Annotated in this window: 20 protein-coding genes and 1 riboswitch; of the genes, 10 read left to right on the plus strand and 10 right to left on the minus strand. The window is 40.4% G+C overall.

Annotated features, from left to right (window positions below; genetic code table 11):
* Window positions 1-19 precede the first annotated feature (19 nt).
* The 3 genes from copD to ftnA all read right to left on the minus strand — a co-directional run bounded on the left by copD (window position 20) and on the right by ftnA (window position 2,028).
* Complete coding sequence (copD, locus tag GKR48_RS03625; protein WP_154627063.1) at window positions 20-919, minus strand: copper homeostasis membrane protein CopD; 900 nt, start codon at window positions 917-919, stop codon at window positions 20-22.
* 1 nt (window position 920) lies between these two features.
* Window positions 921-1,307 (minus strand): copper homeostasis periplasmic binding protein CopC, encoded by a 387-nt coding sequence (gene copC, locus GKR48_RS03630; RefSeq protein WP_154627064.1) that lies wholly within the window; start codon window positions 1,305-1,307, stop codon window positions 921-923.
* Between the two features lie 217 nt (window positions 1,308-1,524).
* Window positions 1,525-2,028 carry a non-heme ferritin gene (gene ftnA, locus GKR48_RS03635; protein WP_154627065.1) on the minus strand — a complete coding sequence of 168 codons (504 nt, stop codon included), beginning with the start codon at window positions 2,026-2,028 and terminating at the stop codon, window positions 1,525-1,527.
* A 291-nt stretch (window positions 2,029-2,319) separates the two neighbouring features.
* Between ftnA and GKR48_RS03640 the strand changes: the two genes are divergently transcribed.
* The gene (locus GKR48_RS03640) at window positions 2,320-2,550 is read left to right on the plus strand and encodes a DNA polymerase III subunit theta (protein WP_154599213.1); all 231 of its coding nucleotides are present in this window, start codon (window positions 2,320-2,322) and stop codon (window positions 2,548-2,550) included.
* A 66-nt stretch (window positions 2,551-2,616) separates the two neighbouring features.
* Here GKR48_RS03640 and yebF read toward each other — a convergent pair whose 3' ends face one another.
* Entirely contained in the window at window positions 2,617-2,982 is a 366-nt protein-coding gene (yebF, locus tag GKR48_RS03645) for a protein YebF (RefSeq protein WP_154627066.1), read from the minus strand.
* A 202-nt stretch (window positions 2,983-3,184) separates the two neighbouring features.
* Entirely contained in the window at window positions 3,185-3,364 is a 180-nt protein-coding gene (locus tag GKR48_RS03650) for a YoaH family protein (RefSeq protein ID WP_036954826.1), read from the minus strand.
* Window positions 3,365-3,502: 138 nt separating this feature from the next.
* Here GKR48_RS03650 and pabB point away from each other — a divergent pair, with 138 nt between their 5' ends.
* The 8 genes from pabB (at window position 3,503) to mntP (ending at window position 11,854) form a co-directional block, all read left to right on the plus strand.
* Window positions 3,503-4,873: an aminodeoxychorismate synthase component 1 gene (gene pabB, locus GKR48_RS03655; RefSeq protein ID WP_154627067.1), complete on the plus strand. Its 1,371-nt coding sequence runs from the start codon at window positions 3,503-3,505 to the stop codon at window positions 4,871-4,873.
* Window positions 4,874-4,957: 84 nt separating this feature from the next.
* The gene (locus GKR48_RS03660) at window positions 4,958-5,428 is read left to right on the plus strand and encodes a CoA pyrophosphatase (protein ID WP_442959359.1); all 471 of its coding nucleotides are present in this window, start codon (window positions 4,958-4,960) and stop codon (window positions 5,426-5,428) included.
* A 204-nt stretch (window positions 5,429-5,632) separates the two neighbouring features.
* Window positions 5,633-6,997: an L-serine ammonia-lyase gene (locus GKR48_RS03665; RefSeq protein ID WP_336431111.1), complete on the plus strand. Its 1,365-nt coding sequence runs from the start codon at window positions 5,633-5,635 to the stop codon at window positions 6,995-6,997.
* Between the two features lie 676 nt (window positions 6,998-7,673).
* Window positions 7,674-8,639 carry a PTS mannose transporter subunit IIAB gene (gene manX, locus GKR48_RS03670; protein ID WP_272521646.1) on the plus strand — a complete coding sequence of 322 codons (966 nt, stop codon included), beginning with the start codon at window positions 7,674-7,676 and terminating at the stop codon, window positions 8,637-8,639.
* Window positions 8,640-8,716: 77 nt separating this feature from the next.
* Complete coding sequence (locus GKR48_RS03675; protein ID WP_154627068.1) at window positions 8,717-9,517, plus strand: PTS mannose/fructose/sorbose transporter subunit IIC; 801 nt, start codon at window positions 8,717-8,719, stop codon at window positions 9,515-9,517.
* Window positions 9,518-9,530: 13 nt separating this feature from the next.
* Window positions 9,531-10,382 carry a PTS mannose transporter subunit IID gene (locus GKR48_RS03680; protein ID WP_036953376.1) on the plus strand — a complete coding sequence of 284 codons (852 nt, stop codon included), beginning with the start codon at window positions 9,531-9,533 and terminating at the stop codon, window positions 10,380-10,382.
* A gap of 89 nt (window positions 10,383-10,471) precedes the next feature.
* Window positions 10,472-10,930: a DUF986 family protein gene (locus tag GKR48_RS03685; RefSeq protein WP_154627069.1), complete on the plus strand. Its 459-nt coding sequence runs from the start codon at window positions 10,472-10,474 to the stop codon at window positions 10,928-10,930.
* Between the two features lie 152 nt (window positions 10,931-11,082).
* Window positions 11,083-11,266: riboswitch (yybP-ykoY riboswitch) on the plus strand.
* Window positions 11,267-11,272: 6 nt separating this feature from the next.
* Window positions 11,273-11,854: a manganese efflux pump MntP gene (gene mntP / locus GKR48_RS03690; protein WP_148444745.1), complete on the plus strand. Its 582-nt coding sequence runs from the start codon at window positions 11,273-11,275 to the stop codon at window positions 11,852-11,854.
* Between the two features lie 56 nt (window positions 11,855-11,910).
* Here the strand turns inward: mntP and rlmA are convergent, their stop codons facing one another.
* The 5 genes from rlmA to alr all read right to left on the minus strand — a co-directional run bounded on the left by rlmA (window position 11,911) and on the right by alr (window position 16,015).
* Window positions 11,911-12,732 carry a 23S rRNA (guanine(745)-N(1))-methyltransferase gene (gene rlmA / locus GKR48_RS03695; RefSeq protein ID WP_154627070.1) on the minus strand — a complete coding sequence of 274 codons (822 nt, stop codon included), beginning with the start codon at window positions 12,730-12,732 and terminating at the stop codon, window positions 11,911-11,913.
* A gap of 111 nt (window positions 12,733-12,843) precedes the next feature.
* Window positions 12,844-13,056 carry an acid-shock protein gene (locus GKR48_RS03700; protein ID WP_154599210.1) on the minus strand — a complete coding sequence of 71 codons (213 nt, stop codon included), beginning with the start codon at window positions 13,054-13,056 and terminating at the stop codon, window positions 12,844-12,846.
* A 72-nt stretch (window positions 13,057-13,128) separates the two neighbouring features.
* The gene (locus GKR48_RS03705; RefSeq protein ID WP_006658806.1) at window positions 13,129-13,326 is read right to left on the minus strand and encodes a hypothetical protein; all 198 of its coding nucleotides are present in this window, start codon (window positions 13,324-13,326) and stop codon (window positions 13,129-13,131) included.
* 482 nt (window positions 13,327-13,808) lie between these two features.
* The gene (locus GKR48_RS03710) at window positions 13,809-14,546 is read right to left on the minus strand and encodes a phosphatase (protein WP_154627198.1); all 738 of its coding nucleotides are present in this window, start codon (window positions 14,544-14,546) and stop codon (window positions 13,809-13,811) included.
* A gap of 212 nt (window positions 14,547-14,758) precedes the next feature.
* Window positions 14,759-16,015 (minus strand): alanine racemase, encoded by a 1,257-nt coding sequence (gene alr / locus GKR48_RS03715; RefSeq protein WP_154627071.1) that lies wholly within the window; start codon window positions 16,013-16,015, stop codon window positions 14,759-14,761.
* Between the two features lie 599 nt (window positions 16,016-16,614).
* Between alr and GKR48_RS03720 the strand changes: the two genes are divergently transcribed.
* Window positions 16,615-16,947 carry a hypothetical protein gene (locus GKR48_RS03720; RefSeq protein ID WP_154627072.1) on the plus strand — a complete coding sequence of 111 codons (333 nt, stop codon included), beginning with the start codon at window positions 16,615-16,617 and terminating at the stop codon, window positions 16,945-16,947.
* The last annotated feature ends 150 nt before the right edge of the window (window positions 16,948-17,097 follow it).

The raw sequence follows: 17,097 nt of genomic DNA on the forward strand, positions 1-17,097 counted from the left end.
TATACAAAGATATGTGCCATTATACAGGTTGATAGGTAGCAAAAACAGCCACTGTAAGGATGGCAATAGTACCAAGCAGCAATTCAGCCCAACTATTTATAATCAAATAATTAATCCGCCCTTGCTGTTGAAGACGTGGTACCACCCAATAACGATTCGTTAATGCCAATAGCACCATCAACCCAACCAACGCAATTTTTAGCCATAACCATGATTGGTATTCAGATAGTGTTGCGATAAATGGCCATCCGGGCAATAAAATCAGGCTATTAATAATTCCCGTTATTAGCACGCAAACCACAGCAACATGCCCTAGCTGCGAGTAACGCTTCATCGATACGACAACTTGCGTTTCTAGCCCTGCTTTTAGCTTATCGTTACTACGTAAAAACTGAATGCAAATAAGGAAAGGCCACAACCCCCCGAACCAATATGCGCAACTAATTAGATGAATGAACTGATTAGTTTGATGAGCAACTCTCAGCCACCCTTCATTCATTGCAGCATGACCAATAAAGGCATGTAACCCCAGAATAATGACGGAGAAACCAAGAATGAGGTAAAGCTTTAGGGTGATCGGACGGATAAATAAAACGGCAAACAAACCGACAGCACTGAGGATTTCCCAACGCCAGATTTGGCCAAAGGTAGTGCCAAGTACAACACCTTGCCAAATATCCATATTCAACGCATCTTCCCAACCATCGCCCATCAAACCAGATTGTGCAATCATCCAGCAAAATGTGGTGATGATAGTAATAACTGCGCTAAAGATAATACTTTTTTTCAGTGCATCTTGGAGTAGTACGCGAAATTGCCCATGGGAAACTATCACCGCAAACATTGACATTCCACACATCAACATTGTGGCGATAAAGTGAGCAAATCGCGTTAAGGTGTAAAACGCTTCCAGTGACATATTATTTCACAGTGAAGCTATAGTTCCCTTTGGTTTTGTGTCCATCAACAGAGACAACGCTCCATTGAACATCATACTTACCTGCTGCTAATTTGCTTTCAACAGGAATAATGACTTTGGTGTTATTGCTTGGATCTAACGCGGCTTTACCCGTCTTGATAACTTGCTTGTTCGCATCTGTTACATTGACTTTAGTGAAGTTAACTTCAATACCTTCAGAAAAGTTTAACGTGATTGCTTCTGGTGCCTGCTCTAACGCAGCCCCCTCTGCAGGTAATTGATCTTTAAGATGCGCATGAGCGAATGCTTGTTGGAATGACATACCTAAGAACAGTACAGCGACCGCGCTTAATTTACGCCAAGAAGATTTTATTTGGTTGATTGGCATAGTAACCTCTTAATTTGCAGGTGAATTTAGATATATTGCCAATCATTATACGGAAAATAATACGATACGCAGCGATAAAATCAGATTTTATCATTCAGCTTGTGAGGCTTGACACAAAATGCGAATAAAACTCACTCGCAAAAATAGAATAAGCGCCATTCATCTCTGAATTGGCGCTTAATAAGTAACACGATAATCGAACGATTTAAAAAAATGATTAAACGTGCGCAGCCGCCGCTAAACCTTTCAGATCTTTATCCAGCAGGAATAGTGATTTACCAGACTCACCCACCATGCCCAGTTTATCCAGTACAGATTTGAACAGTTTCTCTTCTTCATGTTGCTCTGCAACATACCATTGCAGGAAGTTGAATGTTGAGTAATCTTGGGTTGTCATAGCTAAATGCGCAAGTTTATTAATTTCTGAAGTAATTAATTGCTCATGTTCGTACGTTTTATTGAACACATCAGCGATAGAATTAAAATCTTCTGGCGGTGCATCAATCGCGCCTAAGCGTGGTAATGCCCCTGTATCGCTAAGGTAATTAAATAAACGCTGCATATGCTCCATTTCTTCTTGTGAGTGCGCTTTCAAAAATGCAGCTGCACCTTCAAAGCCTTTATCACTACACCAAGCACTCATTTGCAAATACAGATTAGCGGAGAAAAATTCAAGATTCAGTTGTTTATTTAACGCTTCAATCATGTCAGCTTTTAACATATCTTTACCTTAATGATGATGATTTTATGAAGTTATATCCCACAGTAACATAATAAATGCATTCAGAAAACATTCTTCCTATAAAAATTAATTTATTGATTAACAATGATTTTTTGTAAAAATAACACGAATCAGTCGCATTAGCTTTTATTTATCATAATAATCCTAGTTGCTTACTATTATCATGTTTGAATTTAATTTTATTCGCTAACCATCTCACTATTTCATCAAGATTTTTTGAACTTCAATTGCTACAATTCATGCTGATGTTGTTAACCGTTAGGATTTGAAATGAGCCACAATCTTGCCACCCTCCCAAAAGAAGAGATGGACAAAATTAACGTTGACCTGCTGGCTTCCGGCGTTGCTTTCAAGGAACGTTATAATATCCCCATTATTCCTGAAGCCATCGAACGTGAACAGCCAGAACATTTGCGGGATTATTTTCGTGAAAGGCTGGTCCACTATCGCCAGTTATCGATGAATTTCGCTCGTATGCCCTATGAGCCAAGAAATCGCTAAGAATCGAATTTTAGACACAAAAAAAGGAGAGTTATACTCTCCTTTTTCATTCTATAAACCCACAGATTATTTGCTGGTGTTATAGGTGATGGTATTGTTTTTACAATCCACAGCAACACGGTAATGCAGATCGGATTTCGACCCTCTGACCACTAAAGGCAGCGAGTAGCCATCTTCCGTTTTCGTCACTTCACTGTCGTTGATCCATGCAACCGCTTTTTTACCCACGGCCGCTTTTTCATCTGCCCAACGTGGTAATCGGTTATTCATAAAATCATTTTTAACCTGCGCCGCAATTTGTGGCTCAGTCAGATTACCACAGCTCACAAATGCAGCGGCTTTACCTTCTTCCTTGTTAGCACTGAATGCAAACGAACTTAATGCAAGCGCACAACTGCCTAAAACTATTGCTATTTTTTTATTAACATTCATACCGTCCTCCGGCATCTACGAGATGTAGATGAAATTGAGATCCATTTTACTCACCAAAACTGCAGCATCATTAACAACGCACGCATAGGCTGTCGTTGTCTATCTAGTGTAGTTGTAAAAATAAAACCTATGAGCAAAATGACTTAACTGATATGAATTTATCAGAAATACATTTAAATGTTAATAGGATGTTTATTAATTATTAATTTTCATCATCGAATCGGGCAACAATTTGCTCTTTACCTTGATGGTTTTCCCTGATTTCTTGAGCGACTAGCGCAATGGCTTCTCCGCTGCTCATGCCTTCTGCCATCAGTTGGTGAATGCGTTCAACCGCTTCTTGTTGCTCTGCGTGGGAAAGTGCTGGCATACCTGAAAACATAATCAACCTCTTTAAATTGCAGACTTATTTACTACGTTAAGATTTTCAGCAAATTTTAACAGCTCTTGCCTTAATAAGGTAAGATTATATGGTAATCTGGCATTATTCACTTGTGGAACCTGATTTTAATTGATTGATATGGCTATTAATAAAATACAACTCCCTTACAGCCCCAATGCGGCATTAGATTATTTTGCACCCTTATCGCACCAACCCTGGGCCATGCTGCTTCATTCTGGTCAAGCTGAACACTCTCATAACCGTTACGATATGATTGTTGCTGACCCCGCTGTCACCCTATTAACTCGTGGTTTGCAAACTGAAATTCAAGCGCAAAATCAGCTCGCTCAATTTTCAGAACAAGACCCTTTTACTCTTTTACAGCAATACATAGATCAATACCAAGTTAGCGAATTTTCTGATGACGCCCTGCCATTCCAAGGTGGTGCAATGGGAATTTGGAGCTATGACTTAGGTCGCCGTATCGAAAAACTCCCTGAACTTGCCACTACTGAACTGCAATTTCCAGATATGGCAGTGGGTATCTATTTATGGGCGCTCATTGTCGATCACCATGAGCAACGTGTGACCTTATTCAGCCATCAAGATGTCGAGCAGCGACTTACTTGGTTACAAGCTCAAAAAGCCTCTCGTAAAAATGCCTTCTCATTGACGTCCCCATGGCATGCCAACATGACTGAAGCGCAATACCATGAAAATATTGCCCGCATCCATCAATATTTACGGGAGGGGGATTGCTACCAAATCAACCTTGCTCAGCGCTTTAAAGCCAAATATAAAGGCAATGAGTGGGATGCATTCTTAACGCTGAATGAAAGTAACCGCGCCCCATTCTCCTCGTTTATTCGCTTACCCGATAATGCGGTTATCAGCGTTTCTCCTGAACGCTTTATTTTATTAGAAAAAGGTAAAATTCAAACTCGCCCGATCAAAGGCACACTCCCTCGCTTAGACTCTCCCGAGGATGACCAACTTCAAGCAGAAAAATTAGCCAATTCACCAAAAGATCGCGCTGAAAACTTAATGATTGTAGATTTACTGCGCAATGATATTGGACGCGTTGCTAAACCGGGCACCGTACGCGTTCCTGAGCTTTTCAAAGTGGAACCTTTTCCCGCAGTTCATCACCTCGTTAGCACTATCACTGCCACATTAGACAGCCAATACCAAGCCACCGACTTACTGCGTGCCTGTTTCCCTGGCGGTTCCATTACGGGCGCCCCGAAAATTCGTGCAATGCAGATCATTGAAGAATTAGAACCCAATCGTCGACATGGATATTGTGGCGCAATCGGCTATATTAGTTTCTGTGGCAATATGGATACGAACATCACAATCCGTACGCTGATAACTGACAAAAAACAGATTTATTGCTGGGCAGGCGGTGGTATTGTTGCCGATAGTCAAGCCGATAAAGAGTATCAAGAGACCTTTGACAAATTACGCCTGATTTTGCCAAAACTAGGAAAACTCGATAGCGATGACTGAGCTGAATAGCTTTATTAACCGTTTTCAATTTACACTCCCGCTTTCTCGTCAACCCGCCACATCGGCGNGGGTAAAGCGGCTGCAGTGCTATTGCCAATTATCAATAAATCCAATCCGACATTATTGCTCACACAACGATCACCGCTATTACGTTCTCATGCTGGTCAAGTGGCATTCCCGGGCGGCTCTCGCGATCCTGAAGATACAAACTTAATTGCGACCGCATTGCGAGAAGCCTATGAAGAAGTCGCCATACCACCAGAGAAAGTGCAGGTCTTAGGGCAACTGGCGCCTATCTCCAGTATTGGGGGTTATCAAGTCACCCCTATTGTCGGTCTTGTACCCGATAATATTCGTTATCAGGCGAATCCAAGCGAAGTTTCCTCTATTTTTGAAATTCCCCTGTTTGATGCATTATCCCTGCAAAAACATAAATATGTGGATATCAACCGCTCGGGTCGCGAAAAACGAGTCTTTTTTTACTGGTATAACAATTACTTAGTTTGGGGGCTCACCGCATCCATTCTGCATCAACTCGCCCTACAACTGGATTAGTCTTCTCAGTCAATAATCCTTTTATTCAATCATTTTTCCACTATCCAAAATACAATTAGTGCTATTTATAACCAATCCACCGTATGTAACTACCTTATTTCAAAAAATACTTTAAACTTACTGGTTAACACTACGAAATAACAGTAAAGTAGCGCCCTTTAAAATAAATCACTATATCTTCATCTTTTGTTTAAGGAGTCCTGCGTGATAAGCGTTTTCGACATGTTTAAAGTGGGCATTGGCCCTTCAAGCTCTCATACCGTCGGTCCGATGAAAGCTGGGAAAGAATTTGTCGATGATTTGGTCAATAAGCAATTGTTGCCATCCGTCACCCGTGTCGCAGTAGACGTTTATGGCTCTTTATCCCTAACAGGTAAAGGTCACCATACCGATATCGCCATTATTATGGGTTTAGCAGGCAACCTCCCTGCTACCGTTGACATTGAATCAATCCCATCCTTTATCAAGAATGTGGAGGAGACAGAAAAGCTGCTATTAGCCAATGGCACTCATACTGTTGATTTCCCTCGTGATGGTGGCATGAATTTCCGTCAAGATAACTTACCGTTACATGAAAACGGAATGACTATCCACGCCTTCGCTGGCGACAAGGAAATTTATACTAAAACTTATTATTCCATCGGCGGTGGTTTCATTGTCGATGAAGAACATTTTGGCCAAACCTCTTCAGACAGCAAACCTGTTTCTTATCCATTCAACTCCGCGAGTGAGTTACTCTTAAAATGTAAAGAATCTGGCTTATCGATTTCTAGCCTGATGATGAAGAACGAGCTGGATTTGCACCCTCGCGAAGAAATTGACGCTTACTTTGCGGATGTTTGGAAGACCATGCAAGCCTGTATTGAACGCGGTCTTAACACTGAAGGTGTCCTTCCTGGTCCATTGCGTGTTCCCCGTCGTGCACCAGCACTGAACCGCTTAGTGACCTCTGCAAGCAAACTGTCTAATGACCCGATGAACGTGGTTGATTTAATCAACATGTATGCATTAGCCGTTAACGAAGAAAACGCAGCGGGTGGTCGTGTTGTTACTGCACCAACCAACGGCGCTTGTGGTATCGTTCCAGCTGTTTTAGCGTACTACAACCATTGCATTGAACCCGTCACGCCAGAACTTTACTTGCGCTATTTCTTAGCATCGGGAGCCGTAGGCATTCTATACAAAATGAATGCATCTATCTCTGGCGCAGAAGTGGGTTGCCAAGGTGAAGTCGGTGTTGCCTGCTCAATGGCGGCGGCAGGTTTAGCAGAATTATTTGGCGCAAGCCCAGAGCAAGTCTGCATTGCAGCTGAAATTGGTATGGAGCACAACTTAGGTCTAACCTGTGACCCTGTTGCTGGACAAGTTCAAGTACCTTGTATTGAGCGTAACGCAATCGCCTCTGTTAAAGCTATCAATGCCGCACGCATGGCTTTACGTAGAACCAGCGAGCCTCGCGTGTCTCTCGATAAAGTTATCGAAACCATGTACGAAACGGGTAAAGACATGAATGCTAAATACCGCGAAACATCTCGTGGTGGATTAGCTATCAAAGTCCAGTGTGATTAATCAGTCATATTAAGCTTCCCTCTTCATTACCCATTTAAGTGATGAAGAGGGCGTTTTATCCTCACCCTTTCTACGCTTATTTAATTTTTTTAATTAAGTCTATTGAACTCCAATACGTTCATCAAAATAACACGCCCTTCCTTTTGCTTTTCTCGTTTCAGCTTTCGATTTTTATCGCCTATGATCGTTTTATTCCTTCAGTACTCTCACCCTACTTTCTATTTTTTGAATCACTATTTTGATTCTGTTATTCCTTTAGATTCTATTGCTCACACCTGTTTTCGCTCACTTTTTGCTCTTCTTGACGAATTTCTTATTAAATAAATTCATTTTTTGTTACCGATAACAGAATATTATTCTTTTAATAATTAATCAACCAATCATATATTCTAGATAAATTCATACATTTGGAGTTATAGGTTTATTTATCAGTAATATTTGGATCTGTTTTTATTTTTCTGACGCGAAACAAGTTTTTTGGATTAATCCTAGTGATATGATTAGGCTGACCATTCGGCTAATAATTGCACTTAACTAATTATTAGCTAGCCACTTAGTTTGAATTTATTCAGCTACTATTTAAGGTGCAGGGGAAACACATAGAGAAGGAGTCCAGTTTCTAACTTCTATTCTATCGTCGATGATGTTTCGATTTATCTGTTAAGAGGGAAAAATAGTGAGTATAGCTATTATGATTGGTACCCACGGAGTTGCTGCCGAACAGCTACTCCGAACCACCGAGATGTTAATAGGCGAGCAAGAAAACGTCTCGTTTATTGACTTTGTCCCTGGGGAAAATGCTGACACCCTATTTGAAAAATACACACAAAAGCTGACTTCGCTTGATACCTCAGCTGGTGTGCTATTTCTTGTTGATACGTGGGGAGGTAGTCCATTTAATGCAGCTACACGCATTGCCAATGAGCATGGCAATTACGAAATCATTACAGGCGTAAATGTCCCAATGCTCGTCGAGACCTTTATGTGCCGCGATGACAACCCATCCATGGATGAGCTGATCACCGTCGCACTCGAAACCGGTCGCGGTGGCATCCGTCCATTCAAGTTTAAAGAAGTTGTTGCAGAAACTCCTGCGCCCGCAGCAGTCAGTGCCCCTGCTCCACAACCGGTTATTGCAGGTCCGGGCGAACACATGATTATTGCTTTGGCGCGTGTTGATGACCGATTGATTCATGGTCAGGTGGCGACTCGCTGGACAAAAGAAATGCGCGTGAAACGCATTATCGTTGTCAGTGATGAAGTGGCCAAAGACACCGTTCGTTCTACCTTACTGAAACAAGTTGCTCCTCCTGGTGTTACCGCCCACGTTGTTGATGTAGACAAATGTGTCCGTGTTTACAACAACCCAAAATACTCCGGCGAGCGCGTAATGCTGTTATTCACTAATCCAACCGATGTGCAGCGCATTGTTGAGCAAGGTGTTGAGATTGACTCGGTCAATATTGGTGGAATGGCCTATACCGAAGGTAAAACCATGGTCACCAATGCCGTATCAATTAACCAAAAAGATATCGATGCATTCAATTATCTGAATGACAAAAATATTGAGTTAGAAGTTCGTAAAGTCGCTTCAGACAGTAAAGTCCACATGATGGATTTAATTAATAAACTCAAAAAATAATGTTTTATAAATTCGTTCTTATTGAACCGTTACTCAAAAACAGACTTAGAAACTTGTTGGTTACAGGAGATTAAACAATGGAACTTACCGTTGTTCAAATAGTAATGGTCTTCGTTGTGGCTTGTATCGCCGGTATGGGATCGATCCTCGATGAATTCCAGTTCCACCGCCCTCTCATTGCCTGTACGCTTATTGGTATTGTTCTGGGTGATATGAAAACCGGTATTATTATCGGTGGTACGCTGGAAATGATCGCGTTAGGTTGGATGAACATTGGTGCGGCAGTTGCACCCGATGCTGCATTAGCCTCCATCATTTCAACCATTCTGGTTATTGCAGGTGGTCAAAGCATTGGTGCGGGTATCGCACTGGCTATCCCACTGGCAGCAGCCGGACAAGTACTGACCATCATCGTTCGTACTATCACCGTTGCATTCCAACACGCTGCTGACCGTGCTGCGGTCTCCGGCAATTTAACCTCCCTGAGCATCATCCATATTTCTGCGTTATTACTGCAAGCAATGCGTATTGCAATCCCTGCGCTGATCGTCGCAATTTCGGTGGGAACTTCAGAAGTCCAGCACTTACTGAACTCTATCCCTGAAGTCGTTACCAACGGTCTGAACATTGCAGGTGGTATGATTGTTGTGGTCGGTTATGCGATGGTTATCAACATGATGCGTGCTGGCTACCTGATGCCGTTCTTCTATTTAGGCTTCGTCACTGCAGCCTTTACTAACTTCAACCTTGTTGCACTTGGTGTGATTGGTGTTGTGATGGCAATTCTGTACATCCAACTGAGCCCGAAATACAACAAATCCCAAGTTGTTGTCAACCAATCAAACAGTAACAACAATCTTGATAACGAATTAGACTAGAAGGAACGTGAAAATGGTTGAACAAACTCAATCTACTGAAAAACGGCTGACAAAAAGCGATATTCGTGGGGTTTTCTTGCGTTCTAACTTATTCCAAGGTTCTTGGAACTTCGAACGTATGCAGGCTCTGGGTTTCTGTTTCTCAATGGTTCCCGTGATCCGTCGCTTATACCCTGAAAACAATGATGACCGTAAACAAGCGATTAAACGTCACTTAGAGTTCTTCAATACCCACCCTTACGTTGCAGCGCCTATTTTGGGTGTAACAATGGCGATGGAAGAAGAACGTGCCAATGGCGCGGACATCGACGACGGTGCAATCAACGGTATCAAAGTCGGTCTGATGGGACCATTAGCCGGTGTGGGTGACCCAATTTTCTGGGGAACCGTGCGTCCAGTCTTTGCTGCACTGGGTGCAGGTATCGCGATGACAGGTAGCTTGTTAGGCCCTGTACTCTTCTTCGTTCTGTTTAACCTTGTACGTCTGTTAACTCGCTATTACGGCGTGGCTTATGGCTACAAGAAAGGGATTGATATCGTTCAAGATATGGGCGGTGGATTCCTACAGAAACTGACCGAAGGAGCTTCGATTCTGGGTCTGTTTGTGATGGGGGCGTTGGTCAATAAATGGACTCACGTCAACATTCCACTCGAAGTTTCGCGGATCAAAAACCAAACAACTGGCGTTGAAGATATCACTACTGTTCAGATGATCCTCGACCAATTAATGCCGGGCTTGGTTCCACTGTTACTGACCTTCGCCTGTATGTGGCTGTTACGCCGTAAAGTGAATGCTTTATGGATTATTATCGGCTTCTTTGGTTTAGGTATTCTGGGTGCTTGGTTAAACTTCTTAGCACCATAATTCCTGTTAAATATCAAAAAAGGGAGGTTGCAGCCTCCCTTGTTTACTTTTAAGCTTGATAGCTCGTCCACTTAGTCATGGGTACTCAAATGACCTTAAATGATGTCGTTTTAGCCATTATCATTTTGATCATGCTTGTATACGCAATCTATGATGAATTTATTCAAGGAATTCTGAAAGGCAAAACTCTACTAAAAGTTAACTTAAAACGTAAACATCGAGTGGATGCCATCATTTTTATTGTTCTCTCTTGTATTGTCATTTATACAAATATTGTTCGACATGGTAATTTATTAACCACTTATTTATTAATGATTACTATTTTTATGGCTATTTATTTAGCTTTCATTCGTCGGCCAAAAGTATTTTTTAAACAAACCGGTTTTTATTTCGCCAATACATTTATTTACTATGAGCGAATTAAGACAATGAATTTATCTGAAGATGGTATTTTAATGATTGGATTAGAGCAAAAGAAAATCCATATACAAGTTAACCATCTTGATGATTTACAAAAGATTTATGACTTCTTTATTAATCATAAATAACCACTTTATATATTGGTATAAATATTAAGGTTAATTAAATGTTTAATTAACCTTAACTTTGTTAATATCAAAAATGAAAATTATTCTCATTTGAAAAATATCTTTATTAATAATTAATATTTTGCCTTTATTAAAATCTATGATATCTTTCGTCCCACGTCATTGGGGAGTAGCCTGTTCTGGAATGTATTCTTTCCAGAAAATCCGTGTCAACATACTCGTTTATTTTTAAACGTGGTGCGGATGCCATTTATTGGTTGGCAAGACCATAGACACATAAATACGCCTTTTGGTTGGGGGTAATTTATGTGTATATGGAAACACCCAACCGAGATTATTGTTATGAGCTTTTACGCAACTCTCATCCTCGCCTTCGCGCTCTCTATGGATGCTTTCGCTGTCGCTATTTGTAAAGGTGCAGTGCTCCATAAACCCCGTTTTCGTGAAATTCTCCGTACTGGTTTTATCTTTGGTTTTATTGAAGCTATCACGCCGATCATTGGCTGGGGTATTGGTATTTTAGCCAGCCAGTATGTTATCCGTTGGGATCACTGGATTGCGTTTGCCCTACTGTTCATTCTTGGCGGACGCATGATCTGGCAAAGTCTGACGACCAAAGATGAAGATTGTTGCGCTAAACCATCAAGTCACAGTGCAGGAAATCTAGTGTTATCTGCCATTGCCACCAGCCTTGACGCTATGGCAATTGGTTTAGGTCTGGCTTTCCTGCAAGTAGATATCGTCCACACGGCGATGACTATCGGCTTAACCACGATGATAATGGCAACAATTGGCATGATGATTGGTCGTTACGTAGGTCCATTATTAGGAAAAAAAGCAGAGATTTTAGGCGGGCTGGTGCTTATTGCGATTGGGTTTAATATCCTCTTTGAGCATCTTGAATTATTTATGTACGCGCCATAATCTTCCCGTTCCCCCTGACCCATTCAGGGGGAACAGTTTGAGATTTAATTCTGGTTCTATACTTGATATTGATAAACTCGGATCAGAAAATCAGCGGTATAACTCTTCGCTTCAGCCTGCTTTAATTGATGTTTCACCTCTTCAGAAGCACGCCATGCAAACGGCGTCATTTCTAACAAAGCAAATGCCTCTTCCCCTTCGAGATCCATCGCATAATTTAAGCGAGTTTCGTCAATCAACTTAAAGTCAGGAAGATCTTCGTCTTTTGCGGGATGTAATTTTACTTCATCATAAATCAGAGCTTTTAATTCTTGCAGATGTTCTGCTGCCGGCGTTACCGTAATTAAAATTCCCATTGGTGCTAATACTCGGCTTAATTCTTGCGCTTTACAAGGTGCATAAATACGAATAACAGCACTCATACTCGAATCCGCAAATGGTAAACGATGACTTGAAGCAACACAGAAATTAACTGATTTATAGCGTTTAGCAGCAAAACGGATTGCCACTTTCGACACATCTAGCCCATACACACTAACGGATTTCGATGCCACCTTTAATAACTGAGAAAAATGGTCAGTGTAATACCCTTCTCCACAACCGATATCGAGTATATTTTCGCTGTTTTCAGGTAGGTATTCAGCGAGCTTGTCAGCGACCTTATCTCGCATTGGCTGATAATGGCCTGCATCTAAAAACTGACGACGGGAGGTCATCATTTCTAGGCTATCGCCTGGATCTTTAGAGCGCTTGTGCTGTACTGGCAGTAAATTAACATAACCCTCTTTGGCGCAATCAAACTGGTGGTTTGCTTCACAACGATAGCTATTGTTAATTAAATTGAGGGGTTTAAAACACAGGGGGCATTGATAATTCATATGGTTACACTGATTTAAAAATAATGCGCAGTATACCATATAAGCTGTCAAGCAGCGCCATGGAATTATACCCCATGGCACCGTGACGTAATCTAGAGGAGTATAGCGAACTTATTTACCAGCTTTAGCCGCTTCAGGTGCTTTGACTTCACCTGACTGTTTCACTTCACTCTTTTTAACTTCTTTTTTACCATGCTCTGCTTTGGCAACTTCGTGCGTTTTCACACCATGGTTTACATGTTCAGTTTTCGCAGTGGTATTTGCTAGTGCGGCACCAGAAACAGCTAATGACAGAACAGTCGCGATTGCTAATAATTTTTTCATTTTGAACGCCTTATTTAAATTCAAACTAACGAGTCATTGATATAAAACTTATATTTTGGTGTAGCTAAAAATTTAAATGGCTTTTTCGGCACTTTTATCTTTAGTTGCACTCACTTTTTTCTCAGTTTTCACTTTTGCGTGATGAGCTTTCGCTGAGTGATGAGCGGCAGCAATTGGCGCTACTGGCTCAGTTTTAGTTGTTGTATTTGCTAATGCAGCACCAGAAACAGCTAATGACAATACAGTTGCGATTGCTAATAACTTTTTCATACTAAGTACCTTAAGATTAATTTATTAAGCAAGGATGTTCTTGCCACACTAATAAATCATATCTGCAGATCATTTCGCAATAGGAGAATATTAAAAATTCTTAAATTTTTTATAGGTTATTTTAATGAATAAATATTTTAATTTTGTTGATATTCCATTTACTTTCACAGGCTAATTTTTAATCTTTTTTTGATTTACCATGAAGCTGATTTATTCATAAATATCAAACAGATAAATTAAATACAACCTTGATGTTAATTTTTTGATTTTAAAAATCATCTTCATTCCAATTTATTTGATATCTATTTTTTCTTCGTTTTTCTTTTAAAAACTCACTTTTTATCTTGCTAATTTAATAAAGTTTCTTTTTTTTAAGATGTACTGACTTTTATTTTTATCTAAATAGAACTTTTTGCTTACTTCAAGTAAAAAAGCCATTCAATTTTGAATGGCTTTTGAAGTTACTATATTCAATTTGAAAATTAAAAATGAGCAAACTCAGGAATCGGTTTACGTCCATGAGCCTCTAAAAAATCTAAAACGCGGCGTGGTGTGGTATTCAAAATACGGGACTCTGGAAAATCGATGGATTTCAACATCTCAACCACTTCATTAAAACGCCCTAAATAACTGACATGATGCGAATCTGAGCCTAATGCAACCCAACCACCCGCTTCTTTCACCGCTTTTGCTATTTCTATGCAGTTCTTCTTACTACCCGCTCTCGAATGCAAGAAAGAGGAGTTGTTCATCTCTAGTGCCACGTTGCATTCTTTAGCTACTTGGGCAACGGCTTTAATATCAATAGGATATTTGGGATTACCAGGATGAGTAATAATTTGCACTTTTCTGCTACGAATAGTGGCGATCATTGCTTCAGTATTGTCTTCTAAACTTTGTGGTTCTAAAACAGGCTCATGGAAACCCGCTAAAATAATATCTAGATGGCGTGCTATCTTTTCATTGCAGTCCGTCTCACCCTGCTTATTCTTAATGTTTGCTTCGATTCCATATAACAAACCAACGCCATTAACAATGCGCGGCAATATCGGCATATTGCCAAAGTGCCACTCATGTGGCGCATCTTGCATTTCAGGGCCATGGTCAGTAATGGCAAATAGTTTCATTCCCCGAGCGGCAGCTTCCGCAAAGTATTCATTAACAGTGCTAAATGCATGGGTGCTGGCGATGGTGTGCGCATGTAAATCAACTTGATACATAAAATATCCTTCTAATTCTTCTATTTGCCTTCTGACATTATTCAGATTGAAAAGCTTATCCCAAGCTAACATATTGCCACTAAGGATTCGATAACAATTCTGTTAAACCGCACTTATCGGATCTCTATTATAAACTGCAGTTTATCTGATTCCCTTGCGCCAATAAAAAAACCCGCTTCATTTGAAGCGGGCTTCTATTAAAATGATATAGCTTAGTTCACTAAAACACGCTTATTGGTTGCGCCCCATAATATGGACATTTCAGTAAACAGCGCACCGCTAATATCTTCAACTTCTTCAGCGGTTATTTCCCCTTTTCCTTGTTTACCAAAAAAGACAACCTCGTCCCCTGGTTGCACATTTTTAATATCGGTGACATCGACCATTACTGTGTTCATTGACGTTTTTCCAAGAACAGGTACGCGTTGCCCATTGATTAAAACATACCCAGCATTACTGAATACACGGCGGTAGCCATCCGCATAACCGACAGGGATGTTGGCTAATACAGAATCACGCTTCAGCGTATACGTTCTGTCATAACCGACGGTGTTCCCTTTCGGATAGTGATTCACCGCCGCAATATTCGATTTAAACGTCATCACGCGCTTGTAATCTTTAGTGGCAACCGTATCACCATAAAAAATGCCACCAACACGCACCATATCCAACCACGATTCTGGCACTGTTAATGTTGCATAAGTATTCGCAACGTGCAGAGTAACATCTTCACGTTTTAATCCTGTCACATTCAGAACTTGTTGAGACTCTTTTTTGAATTTAGCCAGATCTTTTCGGATTTGTGCTTCATCCTCTTCAGGATAGTGAGACATTATCCCGACGATTTTTAAATTAGGTAACTGCGAGATTAGCTTAGCTTGTTGCAATCCTTCAGCATGACTGACCTCCAAGCCATTTCGTGACATTCCTGCCGAGTTCAATGCAAGGTGAATCGGAATAACTTTGCCTTGTTTCGCCGCAATCGCATTTAAGCGCTGCGCCATTTCCAAGTTACCAATCAGCTCTTCTACATTGAATTCAGTAGCTTGAGCCATCTCTTTTTCCGTGGCATTACGCACACGCATTAAACGACCTTTAAAGCCTAAATCACGAACTTGCTTCAATTCTGTATTACTGGTAAGCCCTATACACTGGACATTATTTTCAATCATTACTGGGGTGACTAACGTCAGGTCATGCCCATATGCATCCCCTTTTAAAACAGCGCACATGCCCGCTTTATCACCCAATAATGCCTGTACTTTCTTAATGTTATAATCCAGCGCACTGTGAGAAATTTCTATCCACGCATTGTTAACGAGCGCAGGTTGAATCTGTGTTGATTGAGCTTGTGCAGATTGGGTTTCTATGATGTTGGTTTTCGCAGGTTGCTGACATGCAGTCGCCACCAGCAGAGGAAGAAGAGCAAGATATTTCAGACGAAATGCCACGTTGTTATCCTTAGCCATGGATCAGTGAGTTTCCCCTCACCTTTATTATTATGATTACGGGGAGTGAACATATACCTTGTATGTATATAGGCTATTGATAATAACAATCTGAATTAATTGAACAAGCAATAATTGCTGGATTTTGAATAAAAAATCACTTTTAGTGAATTTATAGCAATCATTGTACTACCCATCTTTTCCTAAAGGATGACTTACCGGAATACAAGTACCTCTAAACTATCCTAATAATGTTTTTTACGAGGCTGCTCTCATAATCACTTTTTCTGCTTTAAATTACCTTGTTCGAGGTATTTTTTTCTTTTTGGATAATATTATTCTGGGTGCGTTTGTGTTTGGGTGCTTGTGTTTTAATCATCAGCTTTGTTGGCTGTTCCGTTATCTCGTTTTTAACGCACGTTATTTTAACTAATAAATAAGGGAAACTATGAATTGGATAATTCAAAAGATAATGAATCCTCTTACGGGAGGCGTTGGCTCAGCGTTAGCACTCAATGGTGCGATATCACTTATCGTTCCATCATTGATTTTAACGACCACCAATATCTATATTCTATCGGCTATCCTCAGCCTTATTTTTATCTATATCTCGATAAAATATGATTGAGTTTTTTCACCCACAAACCATACAAGCACTCAGCATATTTTACTTTACGCTTATTCTTGGTTATTTAGTGATTCACCTTATTTGGGAGCATTTTGATAAGTTTGCCGAGGATTTTTCGTTAATTCGTTTACCTCAAAAGGTGGCAATTATTTACACCGCCGCCACCTTCGCGAGTAATTTATTCTTAATCGTGATTATGTTTAACTTAGATAACCCACTCAAAAATGATAGCGTTATGATTTTGCCATTGAGCCTCGCAGGGCTAACGGGACTATGCTATTCGTTAGGGGCTATTGTTCCGAGAAAGAAAATTTATAAAGCTTAAAGTCCAGAATTATGGACTTTAAGCTTTATAAATCATTATAACGTCCTTAATTTTGGACTTAATTCATAGTGATTTGACTATTAGAATATAAAGTCCTATATTTGGTATATTATTATGCATTTTTGCATATTAAGTCCACATTAGAGGACA

The sequence above is a fragment of the Providencia sp. wls1943 genome (assembly GCF_009706275.1).
GTDB lineage: Bacteria > Pseudomonadota > Gammaproteobacteria > Enterobacterales > Enterobacteriaceae > Providencia > Providencia zhijiangensis.

Bases quoted from the DNA above. Each gene is read 5' to 3' on its own strand.
- yebF (WP_154627066.1), bottom strand. From the start codon at position 2,982: ATGAATGTTAATAAAAAAATAGCAATAGTTTTAGGCAGTTGTGCGCTT.
- GKR48_RS03710 (WP_154627198.1), bottom strand. From the start codon at position 14,546: ATGTATCAAGTTGATTTACATGCGCACACCATCGCCAGCACCCATGCA.
- rlmA (WP_154627070.1), bottom strand. From the start codon at position 12,732: ATGAATTATCAATGCCCCCTGTGTTTTAAACCCCTCAATTTAATTAAC.
- GKR48_RS03675 (WP_154627068.1), top strand. From the start codon at position 8,717: ATGGAACTTACCGTTGTTCAAATAGTAATGGTCTTCGTTGTGGCTTGT.
- ftnA (WP_154627065.1), bottom strand. From the start codon at position 2,028: ATGTTAAAAGCTGACATGATTGAAGCGTTAAATAAACAACTGAATCTT.
- GKR48_RS03720 (WP_154627072.1), top strand. From the start codon at position 16,615: ATGATTGAGTTTTTTCACCCACAAACCATACAAGCACTCAGCATATTT.
- GKR48_RS03685 (WP_154627069.1), top strand. From the start codon at position 10,472: ATGACCTTAAATGATGTCGTTTTAGCCATTATCATTTTGATCATGCTT.
- mntP (WP_148444745.1), top strand. From the start codon at position 11,273: ATGAGCTTTTACGCAACTCTCATCCTCGCCTTCGCGCTCTCTATGGAT.
- pabB (WP_154627067.1), top strand. From the start codon at position 3,503: ATGGCTATTAATAAAATACAACTCCCTTACAGCCCCAATGCGGCATTA.
- GKR48_RS03705 (WP_006658806.1), bottom strand. From the start codon at position 13,326: ATGAAAAAGTTATTAGCAATCGCAACTGTATTGTCATTAGCTGTTTCT.
- GKR48_RS03680 (WP_036953376.1), top strand. From the start codon at position 9,531: ATGGTTGAACAAACTCAATCTACTGAAAAACGGCTGACAAAAAGCGAT.
- GKR48_RS03700 (WP_154599210.1), bottom strand. From the start codon at position 13,056: ATGAAAAAATTATTAGCAATCGCGACTGTTCTGTCATTAGCTGTTTCT.
- GKR48_RS03640 (WP_154599213.1), top strand. From the start codon at position 2,320: ATGAGCCACAATCTTGCCACCCTCCCAAAAGAAGAGATGGACAAAATT.
- GKR48_RS03650 (WP_036954826.1), bottom strand. From the start codon at position 3,364: ATGTTTTCAGGTATGCCAGCACTTTCCCACGCAGAGCAACAAGAAGCG.
- copD (WP_154627063.1), bottom strand. From the start codon at position 919: ATGTCACTGGAAGCGTTTTACACCTTAACGCGATTTGCTCACTTTATC.
- alr (WP_154627071.1), bottom strand. From the start codon at position 16,015: ATGGCTAAGGATAACAACGTGGCATTTCGTCTGAAATATCTTGCTCTT.
- copC (WP_154627064.1), bottom strand. From the start codon at position 1,307: ATGCCAATCAACCAAATAAAATCTTCTTGGCGTAAATTAAGCGCGGTC.